This window comes from Sphingomonas sp. PP-CE-1G-424, assembly GCF_004341085.1.
Classification (GTDB): Bacteria; Pseudomonadota; Alphaproteobacteria; order Sphingomonadales; family Sphingomonadaceae; genus Sphingomonas.
The window spans coordinates 528,571-541,031 of the sequence record NZ_SLXW01000003.1 but is presented as its reverse complement, the minus strand read 5'-3'; the positions used below and the strand labels follow the sequence as shown (position 1 = coordinate 541,031).

The window sequence follows — 12,461 nt, the reverse complement described above, 5'->3', positions numbered from 1 at the left end:
TATGGCTCAACTCACGGCCAAACCTGTATCCCGCCTGGAGACGATGATGCGTTTTTCGTCCGTTGCCCTTGCCGCCGCGCTGACCGTCGTATGCGTGTCGACTTCGCTCAGCGGGCAACGCCCCGACGCCCAGATCGACGCGCGCTCGATGCAGTTGCTGGCGCAGGGGCGTTCGCTGGTCGCCGCGGGCAATTTAGACGGCGCCACCGATGTGCTCGAAACGTCGGTGGCGGTCGATCCGCGCAACCGGGCGGCGTTCCTGCTTCTCGCCCGGGTAGCAGAAACGCGTGACCTGCCAGGCAAGGCAATCCGCCTGTACCGCGAGGCGCTGCTGCTGGAGCCGAACGACGTCGCGGCGCTCAAGGGGCAGGGCGAGGCGCTAGTCGCCAAGGGAGCCGTGGTCCGCGCGAAGGACAATCTCGTGAAGATCCGCACACTCTGCAAGGGCGTGTGCCCGGAGGCGACGCAGCTTGCGGCGGTGATCGCCAAGGGCCCACCGATCGCAACGGCGCAGGTCGAGAAGACACCAGTAGCGGCCAAGGACTGATCGTCCTTTTTCGTCATCCTGGACTTGATCCAGGATCCAGAGCGACGATCGTCGTATTCAGTAACTCTGGATCCTGACTTTCGTCAGGATGACGGAATTGTCTTGGGCAGACGGTGTCAACCGACCGCCTTCGCCAACGCCACGAAGTCGGCAACCGAAAGCGTTTCCGCCCGCCGCGTAGCTTCCACCCCGATCCACTCCAGCGCATCGAGCGCCCCCGGCACGCCCTTCAAACTCTGCCGCAGCATCTTGCGCCGCTGCCCAAACGCCGCGCCCGTCAGCCGCTCGAGAACCGCAAAGTTCACCCCCTCCGGCGCCTCGACCGGGGTCAGATGCACCACGGCCGACATAACTTTCGGTGGCGGCGTGAACGCCGACCGGTGCACCGGCATCGCGATCCGCGCGGTCGAGCGCCACTGCGCCAGCACCGCGAGCCGGCCATAATGATCGTCGTTGGTTTTCGCGACGATCCGCTCGGCGACTTCCTTCTGGAACATCAGCGTGCACGACTGCCACCACGGCAACCACGACGTCGACAGCCACCCGACCAGCAACGCCGTGCCGATGTTGTACGGCAGGTTCGACACGATATGCGGCTTGCCCTCGAACAGCGAGGGCGCGTCGACCTCCATCGCGTCACCCTCGATGACCCGCAGCCGCCTCGGATACGCCTCGCTGAGCTCTGCCAGCGCAGGAATACACCGCCGGTCACGCTCGATCGCCGTCACCCGCGCACCCGCCGCGAGCAGCGCGCGCGTCAGGCCACCGGGACCGGGACCCACTTCGAGCACCTCGGCATCCTGAAGGTCACCCGGCACCGCCGCGATCCGCTTCAGCAACTGCCCGTCAAACAGGAAGTTCTGCCCGAGCGCCTTGCTCGCATTCAGTCCATAACGCGCGATCACCTCGCGCAGCGGGGGAAGCTCCGTCAATGCAGCCTCGCTCACGACTGAGCAGCGGTCTGAGCGCGCCGGTCCGCCGCTTCACCCGCCATAGCGATCGCCGCGATCATCGCACCCGGCTCAGCGATATTCTTGCCCGCGATCGCGAAAGCCGTGCCGTGATCGGGCGAGGTCCGCACGATCGGCAATCCCAGCGTCATGTTCACGCCCTCGTCGAAATGGATCGTCTTGAGCGGGACCAGCGCCTGATCGTGGTAGCAGCACATGACGACATCGTAGGTCGCACGCGCCCGCGGATGGAACATTGTGTCCGCCGCAAACGGGCCGGTCGCGTCGATGCCTTCTTCGCGCAGGATCGCGATCGCCGGCGCGATGATCTCGATCTCCTCGTGGCCAAGCGCGCCCTGTTCGCCGGCATGCGGATTGAGCCCCGCAAAGGCGAGACGCGGATTCGCGATCCCGAAATTCCTGAGCAGACCGCGGGCGGTCACGCGCGACTTCGCAACGATCAACTCGATCGACAGCGCCCCCGAGACCGCGTTCAGCGGGATATGCGTGGTGATCGGCACGACTTTCAGCGACGGCCCGGCCAGCATCATCACCGCGTTATCGGCGGCGACACCGGCGCGCTCGGCGACGAATTCGGTCTGTCCCGGATGCGTGAAGCCGATCGCGTAGAGCTGTGCCTTCGACACCGGCCCCGTCACCAGCGCGCGCGCCGCGCCGTTCCGGACCAGTCCGACCGCCAGTTCCAGCGCATGCAACGCAGAGCGCGCGCCGTCCGCATCGGGCTGCCCCGGCACAATCACCCCGCCATCGCCGACCGACAATACGGGCAGTGCAGAGGGAAATACCGTAACCGCCTCGGCGAGATCGGCAACGCGTGCGATCGGCCCCGCCCAGACCCGCTCGATCGCGCGCGCATCGCCCACCGCGATGAACGGCGGCAGATCATGCGTGACGCGCGCGTCCCACGCCTTGGCGATGATCTCCGGCCCGATCCCGGCAGGATCGCCCATCGAGATCGCGATTGGCGGCGTGGCGCTCACGTCGCGCTCAACGATAGTCGACGATCGCATCGCGCCGCAGATCGCGCAGCTTCTGCTGTGCGCGCAGGTTGACGCGCTGCTGTTCGAGCTGGCCCTGGATCTGCTCCGAATTGGGCACCGAGCCGCCAGCGGCTTCGTCGCGGCCGCACAGCACCAGCGCGCGCACGCCCTGTTCGGCAGACCCGAACGGTGGCGTCGACTGGCCGACCTGGAGCTTCAGCATGATCTCTTGCAACTGCGGCGGCAGGTCGCGGATCCGGACCGTATCGTTGTCGACCACGTCGGCGCGGATCCCGGCCGCGACCTTCTCGACGGTGCCGCAACCGCGCAGGTCCTGCGTCGCCTTGGCAAAGGCCTGCGCGCGCGTGCTCGCCTGCGCCTGCGTCGTGTTCGGCGGGAACCGCAACGTGAGCTGCTTCAGGCTGAGCTTGGCATCGCGCGGGTCGGCGGTCAGCACCTGGCGCTTGTCGGTGAGATACAGGATCGAATAGCCGCCCGGCACCTCGATCGGTCCGGCGACCTGGCCGACCTGCATCGAGGTCGCGGCTTCGGACAGCGGTCCCGGCAGCGTCGCCGCACGGATCCAGCCGAGATCGCCGCCGACCGCCCGGGTCGACGCTTCCGAGAACTGGCGGGCGAAATACTCGAACGGCTGCGCGCCCTTCTGGATCTGCTGAAGGATCTGCTTGGCGTTCGCATAGACCTGCTGGCTGTTCGCCGGCGTCGCCGCGAGATAGATTTCCTTCAGATTGAACTCGTCGGTGCCCTTGGCGGCCTGAAGACGATCGATGATCGACTTCACCTCCTCGTCGCCGACGTTGACGAACGGCTCGACGCGCTTGCGCAGATAGCGCTGCCAGGCGAGTTCGCCTTCGATCTGGCGCTTGAGCGACCGTTCGGACGACCCGGATTCGCGCAGATAGGCGCGCATCGCCTCGGGGGTGCGGTTGAAGCGCTTCGATACGCCGGCGAAGCTCTGCGTCATCTCGGCGGGCGTGATGACGACGTCGGCGGTCTTCGCCTCCTGGATCTCGAGCGTCTCGTCGATCAGCTGGCGGAGCACCTGCAGCTTGAGCCGATCGCGATCCTCCGGCGACAGCTTCGCCTCGTTCGCCATCGCCACCAGCGCGACCCGCTGGTCGACATCGGTCCCGGTGATCACCGTATCGTTGACGACCGCGGTCGGCTTGCGGACGTTGGGATCGAGCTTGCCGAAGATCTGGAGATTGGTCGGGATATCGAGGCCGGTATTGTCCGGCACGCTCTGATCCTGGACCGTCTGGCCCGAGTTGGCCTGATCCGCATTCGGCTGAGATGGAGCCTGCTGGGACGGAGCAGGCTGAGCAGCAGCAGCCTTCGATGGAGCAGCCCGCGACGCAGCCGGCTTGGGCGCCGCCCGGCGCGGCGCGGTCTGTGCGATCGTGCTCGCGGCGAGTGCCGCCAGGACGACGGTCCCGATCATACGGCCGCCACGCGCCGCCAGTCGAACATCATGCTTCAAGTGTCGATATCCCATCATCGGCCTAGCGGACCGCGTCGCCACGTCATGGCGGCGCATCCGGCAAGGCTTGCCTCATCGTAGCTGAATGCGGGCTTAGCGGCCGAGATTGGTGAAGGCCAGCGTCAACAGGTAGCTGTTGCCCTTCCGCGCGTCGCCCGTGTTGTTGTAGGTCCGCCGCCAGGTCGCGCCGAGGCGGAGGCAGTCGTCCTCGTACTGGAAGCCGACGCGGTGGCGGATCGGCGTGAAGCCGTCGCTGGCCGAGAGCGGGTCCTCCGACTTGTTCGTGAGATCGACCACCGCCGAACCGAATGCCGACCAGAAGCGTGCGAACTGGACGCGGCCAGCCGCACGGATTTCCTCGCGATCGCGCAGATCCTCGATCGACGCGTCGATGTTGCGGTTCAGCTTCAGATAGCCGACCAGCACATAGGTCGCGCGCGACCCGATCGTCGCGTCGATCTCGTTGCGGCGGATCGCGAAACCATCCTTGTCGAGCCGATAACGATGGACGATCGATACGAAATCCCGGAACCGCAGCTCGGTACGACCGACGATATCGGAGAAGCGATCGCTGAGCCCGGTGCCGTCGGGCAGGATCGTCGGGCGCGTGCTCAACCGATAGCTCTGGCCGACATTGGTCGTGAAGCTGATGCCCGGCAGATCGAACGCCCATTCGCCGCCATAGGTCGCGCGCGACGAATCCTCGAAGCGGTCGTAGCCGGCGAAGCGGTTGAGCGAGAACAGATTGGTGTCGTCGAGATCGACCGCGCGAGAATCCTCGTTCGGCAGCGTGATGTTCGCGAATTTCGGCGCCGCGACCAACTGGATGCGCGGCGTGAAGCGCTGCGTGCCGCCGAGGAACGTCCCGATGAACGGCCATTTCACATCAACCGCGACCGCGCCGATCGCGCGCTGGCTGAACCCTTCGAGCCCGCGGTAGCTGAGGTTGGTCGTCGCCAGCGTATCGTTCGTATTATACAGGTCGCCGCGCGCGAACGCCGTGAACGTGACTTCCTGCCCCCAATTGGTCAGCCGGCGCAGGTCCCATTGCAGGCTGGCGAACGCACGCTGCGTGTCCTGCCCATCGGTGCGGGTCAGCGCGAGCGTGTTGAGCTGGAGCTGGAACTTACCGCCGATCAGGCCGTCGTCGAACCGCTTGCGGTAATCGATCTCGGGCAGCGCGATCGGTTGCTGGCCCTGGCTGTCCTTGACGCGCAGGGTCTGCGCATACCAGCCGCTGACCGCGAAATAGCTGGTGTCGTCGATCCGTTCGAGGCTGGCGGTAGTGCGCAGCCGGTCGTCGCGCGAGATATCGTACCGCCGCAGGAACGTGCGATCTGTGGTCAGGCGAAGCGATCCGCTCGCGGTCCAGTTCGGCGATAACTGATAGCGCGCCATCCCGTCGACATAGCCACGGAACGCCATCTCGGTATCGGTCGGGTTGGCGGTGTTGAGGTCGTCGCTGCGCCGGCTCTCGGTCGCATAGGCGCGGACGCTGAACGCCCCCTTGGTGCTGAGCGCGGAATAATCGACCTGCGCCATCGGCAGCACGCTGCTGTAGATGTGCGGCGTGACGATCAGCCCCTGGTTGGGCGCGAGCTTGAAATAATAGGGGACGCTGACTTCGAGGCCGTTGACGCGGCTGTAGCCGCCGTTCGGCGAGAGAAGTCCGCTGTCGCTGTCGCCACCGACCGGGTTCGAGAATTTGGGCAGCGGCAGGCTCGGCAGCCCGAACAGATGCAGGCGCGCGCCCGCATAATAAATGCGCTTGCGCTCGGGGCGATAGGTGACGCGAACCGCGGTGATCTTCCACGTCGGTTCCTTCGGACAACCCGCCGAGCTGCCGACCGCGCACGGCGTGTAGGCGGCCGTCTTGAGGTTGACCGTGCCGTCGGCGTCGCGCGTACCCTGCTTGGCCGCGAGGCGACCGCCCTGTTCGAGCACGACGAGCATGTTGTCGACCACGCCGTCCTTGAGCGAATCGGTCAGATTGATCTCGTCGCCATAGGCGATGTCGCCCTGGGGATTGGTGACGGCGATGTTGCCGGTCGCGACGACCTTGCCGGTCTGGCGGTTCCACACGACCTTGTCGGCGCGCAGGCGGTTGCCCTGGCGGAACATCCGGACCTCGCCGGTTGCGGTGACGATCTGTGTGTTCGTGTCGTATTCGAGGCCGTTGGCGCTGAACTGCACCTGGTCTTCGGCGGGAGTCGCGGCGGGCGCATTGGCGACCGGTGCGTCCTGCACGGGCGGCGGGACCGGACGGCTCTGGAAATCCTGGGCATGCACGGGCGAGCTCGCCAGTCCGCACGCCAAGGCGAGCGAAACGGCACAACCCGTCAAAAGGTCGATACGCAACACGATCCGAACCAACCCCTTTGGCATTCGGCAGCCGTTTGCCGCCCTATCGCTCGCCTATCGCACCACCGGCGCTTCGCTGCAATCGCCGTGAGATGACAGGCCGCCACCTTGCTTTGCCAAGCCCGCGGCATCAACTTAGGGCCAAGCCCATCCTACCGTTCAAAGCTTCCCGAGGTTTCTTCATGCAGATCGTCTTCGCCCCTACCGTTCCCGCCAACGCCCCGATCCTTGCCGTCCCGGTTGCAAAGGACGGCGTGGCCAAGATCAAGTGGAGCGCGATCGGCGGCGATGTCGAGGCAGTGGCGACCAGCGCAGCGACTGCGGCACGCTTTGCAGGCGAGGCAGGCTCGGTCGTCGAGCTGTTCGTGCCGGTCGACGGCGCGGTTCGTCAGGTCCTGCTCGTCGGAGTCGGTGCGGGCGAGACCGCCGATTGGGAGAAGGCTGGCGGTGCAATTACGGCGCGCCTGCTGACCTCGGGCGCAACCTCGGTCGTAGCCGACCTCTCGGCCGGCGCCACGCCGACGCCTAAGGCCGCTGCACACTTCGCCGCTGCCGCCGCCCAGCGGGCATGGCGCTACGACACGTACCGCACCAAGCTCGCCGAGAAGTCGAAGCCGACGCTGACCGAGATCACTATCGCCGGCGCACCCGACGCCACCGATGCCGCCTGGAACGAGGCGGCCGCGGTCACCGAGGGTCTCGACCTGACGCGCTGGCTGGTCACGTCGCCGCCGAACGTCGTCTACCCCGAGAGTTTCGTCGAGAAGGTGACGAAGGAGGTCGAAGGTCTCGGGCTCGAGATCACCGTGCTCGACGAAGCGCAGATGACCGAGCTCGGCATGGGGTCGCTGCTTGGCGTCAGCCAGGGTTCGCGGCGTGAAGCCCGAATCCTCGCGCTCAAATGGAACGGGGCAGGGGCCGATGCGCCCACCCTGGCGTTCGTCGGCAAGGGCGTGACGTTCGATTCGGGTGGGATCTCGATCAAGCCCGGCGCAGGCATGGAAGACATGAAGTGGGACATGGGCGGGGCAGGCGCCGTCGCCGGGGCGATGAAGGCGCTCGCTAGCCGCAAGGCGAAGGCGAACGTCGTCGGCGTGATGGGCCTGGTCGAGAACATGCCCGACGGCGCGGCACTCCGCCCGAGCGACGTCATCACCTCGATGTCCGGCCAGACGATCGAAGTGCTGAACACCGACGCCGAGGGTCGCCTCGTGCTGTGCGATTGCGTCACCTGGGTGCAGCAGGCGCACAAGCCGACCACGATCGTCGATCTCGCCACGCTCACGGGTGCGATGATCGTCGCGCTCGGCACCGAGAATGGCGGCATCTTCGCAAACGACGACGCGCTCGCCGACCAGCTGATCGCGGCGGGCAAGACCACTGGCGACACGCTGTGGCGCTTCCCGCTGTCGCCCGCCTACGACAAGCTGATCGATTCGCCGATCGCTGACATGAAGAACGTCGGCCCCCGCGGCGCCGGCTCGATCACCGCGGCGCAGTTCATCAAGCGCTTCGTCGATGAGGGCGTGAAGTGGGCGCACCTCGACATCGCCGGCATGGTCTGGTCGGACAAGCCTGGGACGAACCACGACAAGGGCGCGACCGGCTACGGCGTGCGGTTGCTCGACCAGTTCGTCGCCGATAATTTCGAGGGCTGAACCTATCCTCCGTCACCCCGGACTTGTTCCGGGGGCCACCGTTCCGCATAGCCTCAGATCGCTGATGCGCGGAACGGTGGATGCCGGAACAAGTCCGGCATGACGGAGCTCTGATAATGCAGGTCGATTTCTACCACCTAACCAGCCCCCTAGACCGCGTCCTCCCGAGGATCGCCGAGCGCGTCGTCCAAACCGGCGGCCGCCTCCTGATAGTCGCCGAACCCGAAGAACAGCGCATCGCGATCGACCGCCTGCTCTGGTCCTACGCCCCCGAGAGCTTCCTCCCCCACGCCCAGGCCGGCAGCAACGACGACACCGTCCAACCCATTCTAATCGCTCAAGATATCCAGGAAACCGCCCCCGCCAATGCCGCCCGCAACGTCGCGGTGGTAGACGGCCGTTGGCGTGACCTTATCCTAACCTTTGACCGAGCCTTCCACATCTTCGACGACGAAGCGATCCGCGAAGCCCGCCTCGCCTGGAAGGCACTAGCCGACCGCGACGACGTCGAGCGCCGCTACTGGAAGCAGAACGACTCCGGCCGCTGGGAACAGGCCGCATAGGTTGCTTTAGCGCCAGTCCCCGCCTAAGCGCCGCGCATCCGATTACCGTCAACACAGGAGCCCGTGACCATCATGGCCGCGAACCGTACCTTTTCGATCATCAAGCCCGACGCAACCCGCCGCAACCTGACCGGTGCGGTCACCAAGATGCTCGAGGAAGCCGGCCTGCGCGTCGTCGCTTCGAAGCGCATCCAGATGACCCGCGAGCAGGCCGAAGGCTTCTACGCGGTCCACAAGGAGCGTCCGTTCTTCGGCGAGCTCGTCTCGTTCATGATCTCCGGCCCGGTCGTCGTCCAGGTTCTCGAAGGCGAGAACGCGATGCAGCGTAACCGCGACATCATGGGCGCCACCAACCCCGCCAACGCAGAGCCCGGCACGATCCGCAAGGAACTCGCCGAGTCGATCGAAGCCAACTCGGTCCACGGTTCGGATTCGGACGAGAACGCCGAGATCGAAATCGCTTATTTCTTCAAGCCCGAAGAAATCGTCGGCTGATGACCTGGCGGCTGCGACGGGCTGAGCCGGGCGACGCGCCCGCGCTATCGCTCGTCGCATCCGCCACGTTCCTCGATACCTATGCGACCGTGCTGACCGGGGCGGACATCGTCGCCCACTGCACGCGCAACAACAGCATCGCCGCGTTCGGGACGTGGTTGAGCGATCCCGCCACGATCGTGACGCTCGCCGAGCACGAACCGGGCCACGCGCCGATCGGCTACACCGTGCTGACCGCGCCGGACTTCCCGATCGAGCCAGGCCCCGCGGACATAGAGCTCCGCCGCATCTATCTGATGAAACAGGCCCAAGGCACAGGTCTAGGCGCCGCCCTGATGACCCGCGCCCTCGAAGACGCCGCAGCGGCAGACCAAACCCGAATCCTGCTAGGCGTATGGGACCAAAACACCCGCGCCCGAACCTTCTACGAACGCCAAGGTTTCAAAGTAATCGGCACCCGCCAGTTCACGGTCGGCACCACCCTCCACGACGACCCGGTCTACGCGCGAGCGGTTTGAGTTTCCCCGGCGAAAGCGCTGCACAGCACAGCAGCGCTACCACCCCGGCGAAGGCCGGGGCCCATTTGGAAAGGTCGCAGTAACGGAACGCCGCCCTCCGTTAGCAACGTTCCCCAACTGGACCCCGGCCTCCGCCGGGGTGGTGCCGTTTAGAGGCAGGCAATCACGTCGCCGGCTTCTCTTTCGCCCAGATCGCATCAAGCTTCGCCTGATCGCCGCCACGCTGGCGGACCCGCAAACCCTCCAGCTTCAGCGCGCGACCGCGCAACACCCGCCCCTCGGTTTTCCAGATCACGTCGTAGATTCCGCTGGCAGACCGCGTCGCGTCGCCATCGAAATACTGCACGCTGACCAGCACCGGCAGCCGCCCCGCACGATCGTCCGAGCCACCATCGGTAAGCTTCAACAACGGCGCCGAAAACCACGACCCGTCGATTATCGGCTCAGCCGGCGGCCGCTGCGGCGAGACGCCCAGCGCGCGTGGGAACGTGATCGTCACGTCCTGAAGGTCATGCCGCGCATCCTTCAGCAACAGCGTATCACCGCCATCCTGCACGATCACCGACAGATCGATCTTCGTCCGCTCGCGCGCTGCACTCGACTGCGCCGCGATCTTGTCGGCTTCGTTCGCACGGTGATCCGACCAGTTGGTCCACAGCGTCAACGCCGCGATCAGTACGCCAGCCACCGCCACAACCTCGGCCAGCGTCACCCAACGCCGCCGCGTCGCCGCAGCCTCGCGCCGTTCGGTCGGAGTCTCGGTGCTCATCGCCCGCCCGCCTCCAGCAAGCGGGCAGGGGCCGCCAGTTCCCAACTCCGCGCGATCCGGTCCTCGACCAGCGCCCAGTCGGGATCGTCGGCAACATTCATCCCGACCCAACCGGTCGCGCCAAGATACGCCGGCCGCGAATACACTACCGGGTTCGCCTCGATCAGCGTCGTCTGTTCATCGGTGCCGCTGGTCTTCACGCACACCATGGTCAGTCCATCGCCGTGATGATCCGCTCGGAACTGCGCGAACTGCTTGTCGGCCACGAAGAAGGTCGGCTGGCCATGCGACACCTTTTCCTCAGTCTCCGGCAGCGCCAAAGCCGCTGCGCGAACGCGGTCGAGAGGGGACAGATCGGTCATCGCGTCACGAACTCCGCCAAGGTCTTGGGGTACAAAGCATGTTCCGCCGCCAGCACGCGATCGGCAAGCGCATCCGCATCATCGCCAGCAAGGATCGGCACCTCGGCCTGGCCCAGCACCACGCCGCCATCGAGTTCCTCGGTCACGACATGCACCGAACACCCGCCGACCGCATCGCCCGCCGCGATCGCGCGAGCATGCGTATCGAGCCCCTTGTACTTGGGCAGCAGCGACGGATGGATATTGACGATCCGGTCCCGCCACGCCGCAACGAACCCGTCCGACAGGAGCCGCATGTAGCCGGCGAGGGCAACGACCTCGACACCCGCCCCGCGCAACGCCGCATCGATAGCGGCCTCATAGGCCGGCTTCCCCAGACCCTTGGGCGAGAGTGCGAACGTCGCCACTCCTTCCGACCGAGCCCATTCGAGCCCAGCCGCGTCCGGCTTGTCCGAAGCGACCAGAGCGATCTCGTACGGACACTCCGCCGCGCGCGACGCGCCGACCAGCGCCATCATGTTCGATCCGCGCCCCGAAATCAGCACGCCGACGCGCGTCTTGTCAGCCATGCGTCGCGGTCCAGTCCTCGCGCGCGCTCCACGTGCCCGCCGACCCACGCACCGTGCAGCCGTGTGACCCGGTCTCGATCCGCCCGATCGTAAACACCGTCTCGTCCGCCGCCTGAAGCGCCGCGGTCACCGCCTCGGCCTCGTCCGCGCTCACGATCACGACCATGCCGATCCCGCAGTTGAACGTGCGCGCCATCTCCTCCGGCTCGATCGCACCCTGCGCCTGCAGGAACGCCATAAGCCGCGACTGCTCCCACGCATCCGCATCGACCACCGCATGCACGCCGTCGGGCAGCACGCGCGGGATGTTCTCGAGCAGGCCGCCGCCCGTAATATGCGCCAGCCCCTTGATCCGCCGCTCGCGCAGCAACGGCAGCAGGCTCGCGACATAGATGCGAGTCGGCGCCATGAGATGGTCGATCAGCAATTTGTCCTGGTCGAACAGCGCCGGCCGATCGAGCTTCCATCCGCGATCGGTGGCGAGGCGTCGCACCAGCGAGAACCCGTTCGAATGCACGCCCGACGACGCCAACCCGAGCATCACGTCGCCCGCCGCGATCTCGCGCCCGGTCAGCACGTTGGTCCGCTCGACCGCCCCCACGCAAAAGCCCGCGAGGTCGTAATCGCCATCGGCATACATGCCCGGCATCTCGGCGGTCTCGCCCCCGATCAGCGCGCAGCCTGCGGTCTTGCACCCTTCCGCAATCGACGCCACGACGCGCTCGGCGACCGCGGCGTCGAGCTTCCCGCTCGCGTAATAATCGAGGAAAAACAACGGCTCGGCGCCCTGCACGATCAGATCGTTGACGCACATCGCGACGAGATCGACGCCGACACCCTCATGCCGGTCCCACTCGATCGCCAGCTTCAGCTTTGTGCCCACGCCGTCGTTCGCCGCGACCAGCAACGGATCGACGAACCCTGCCGCCTTAAGGTCGAACATCCCGCCGAACCCGCCGAGATCAGCATCCGCCCCCGGCCTACGCGTCGAGCGCGCCAGCGGAGCGATCGCCCGCACCAGCGCATTGCCCGCGGCGATTGAAACGCCCGCCTGAGCGTAGGTGTAAGGGCCCGAAGCGGGAGCGGCGGAGTCTGGCGTATCGGTCATGATCGGTGCTGCTAGCCACATCGCGCTTGGATTTCCACGTCTGCTTCGCCAAAAGGCCC

Annotated in this window: 13 protein-coding genes; 5 read left to right on the top strand and 8 right to left on the bottom strand. The window is 66.3% G+C overall.

The window, feature by feature from the left end; genetic code table 11:
* Nucleotides 1-46: 46 nt before the first annotated feature.
* Nucleotides 47-547 carry a tetratricopeptide repeat protein gene (locus C8J43_RS12575; RefSeq protein WP_183037968.1) on the top strand — a complete coding sequence of 167 codons (501 nt, stop codon included), beginning with the start codon at nucleotides 47-49 and terminating at the stop codon, nucleotides 545-547.
* A gap of 116 nt (nucleotides 548-663) precedes the next feature.
* Here the strand turns inward: C8J43_RS12575 and rsmA are convergent, their stop codons facing one another.
* From rsmA to lptD, 4 genes are all read right to left on the bottom strand, one after another.
* Nucleotides 664-1,479, bottom strand: a complete 816-nt coding sequence (rsmA, locus tag C8J43_RS12570) for a 16S rRNA (adenine(1518)-N(6)/adenine(1519)-N(6))-dimethyltransferase RsmA (protein WP_133031181.1) — start codon at nucleotides 1,477-1,479, stop codon at nucleotides 664-666.
* An 11-nt stretch (nucleotides 1,480-1,490) separates the two neighbouring features.
* Entirely contained in the window at nucleotides 1,491-2,528 is a 1,038-nt protein-coding gene (pdxA, locus tag C8J43_RS12565; RefSeq protein WP_133031180.1) for a 4-hydroxythreonine-4-phosphate dehydrogenase PdxA, read from the bottom strand.
* Nucleotides 2,506-3,999, bottom strand: a complete 1,494-nt coding sequence (locus tag C8J43_RS12560) for a peptidylprolyl isomerase (RefSeq protein WP_243645561.1) — start codon at nucleotides 3,997-3,999, stop codon at nucleotides 2,506-2,508. Before C8J43_RS12560 ends, pdxA begins: the two co-directional genes overlap by 23 nt.
* A gap of 93 nt (nucleotides 4,000-4,092) precedes the next feature.
* Nucleotides 4,093-6,384: an LPS assembly protein LptD gene (gene lptD, locus C8J43_RS12555; RefSeq protein ID WP_133031179.1), complete on the bottom strand. Its 2,292-nt coding sequence runs from the start codon at nucleotides 6,382-6,384 to the stop codon at nucleotides 4,093-4,095.
* A 158-nt stretch (nucleotides 6,385-6,542) separates the two neighbouring features.
* Here lptD and C8J43_RS12550 point away from each other — a divergent pair, with 158 nt between their 5' ends.
* The 4 genes from C8J43_RS12550 to C8J43_RS12535 all read left to right on the top strand — a co-directional run bounded on the left by C8J43_RS12550 (nucleotide 6,543) and on the right by C8J43_RS12535 (nucleotide 9,594).
* On the top strand, nucleotides 6,543-8,018 hold the full coding sequence (locus tag C8J43_RS12550; protein WP_133031178.1) for a leucyl aminopeptidase: 1,476 nt from the start codon (nucleotides 6,543-6,545) through the stop codon (nucleotides 8,016-8,018).
* 116 nt (nucleotides 8,019-8,134) lie between these two features.
* Nucleotides 8,135-8,581, top strand: coding sequence for a DNA polymerase III subunit chi (locus tag C8J43_RS12545; RefSeq protein WP_133031177.1), 447 nt, complete (start codon nucleotides 8,135-8,137; stop codon nucleotides 8,579-8,581).
* A 72-nt stretch (nucleotides 8,582-8,653) separates the two neighbouring features.
* The gene (gene ndk / locus C8J43_RS12540; RefSeq protein ID WP_031393391.1) at nucleotides 8,654-9,076 is read left to right on the top strand and encodes a nucleoside-diphosphate kinase; all 423 of its coding nucleotides are present in this window, start codon (nucleotides 8,654-8,656) and stop codon (nucleotides 9,074-9,076) included.
* Nucleotides 9,076-9,594: a GNAT family N-acetyltransferase gene (locus C8J43_RS12535; protein WP_133031176.1), complete on the top strand. Its 519-nt coding sequence runs from the start codon at nucleotides 9,076-9,078 to the stop codon at nucleotides 9,592-9,594. The genes ndk and C8J43_RS12535 overlap by 1 nt, the downstream gene beginning before the upstream one ends.
* Nucleotides 9,595-9,757: 163 nt before the next feature.
* On the opposite strand, the gene C8J43_RS12530 is transcribed toward C8J43_RS12535, so the two are convergent.
* The 4 genes from C8J43_RS12530 to purM are packed head-to-tail and all read right to left on the bottom strand — an operon-like array spanning nucleotide 9,758 to nucleotide 12,402.
* The gene (locus tag C8J43_RS12530; protein WP_133031175.1) at nucleotides 9,758-10,363 is read right to left on the bottom strand and encodes a hypothetical protein; all 606 of its coding nucleotides are present in this window, start codon (nucleotides 10,361-10,363) and stop codon (nucleotides 9,758-9,760) included.
* The gene (locus tag C8J43_RS12525) at nucleotides 10,360-10,725 is read right to left on the bottom strand and encodes an MmcQ/YjbR family DNA-binding protein (RefSeq protein ID WP_133031174.1); all 366 of its coding nucleotides are present in this window, start codon (nucleotides 10,723-10,725) and stop codon (nucleotides 10,360-10,362) included. The genes C8J43_RS12530 and C8J43_RS12525 overlap by 4 nt, the downstream gene beginning before the upstream one ends.
* A complete protein-coding gene (gene purN, locus C8J43_RS12520) occupies nucleotides 10,722-11,294 on the bottom strand; it encodes a phosphoribosylglycinamide formyltransferase (RefSeq protein WP_133031173.1) in 573 nt (190 codons plus the stop codon). The genes C8J43_RS12525 and purN overlap by 4 nt, the downstream gene beginning before the upstream one ends.
* The gene (purM, locus tag C8J43_RS12515) at nucleotides 11,287-12,402 is read right to left on the bottom strand and encodes a phosphoribosylformylglycinamidine cyclo-ligase (protein WP_133031172.1); all 1,116 of its coding nucleotides are present in this window, start codon (nucleotides 12,400-12,402) and stop codon (nucleotides 11,287-11,289) included. Before purM ends, purN begins: the two co-directional genes overlap by 8 nt.
* Nucleotides 12,403-12,461: the final 59 nt, after the last annotated feature.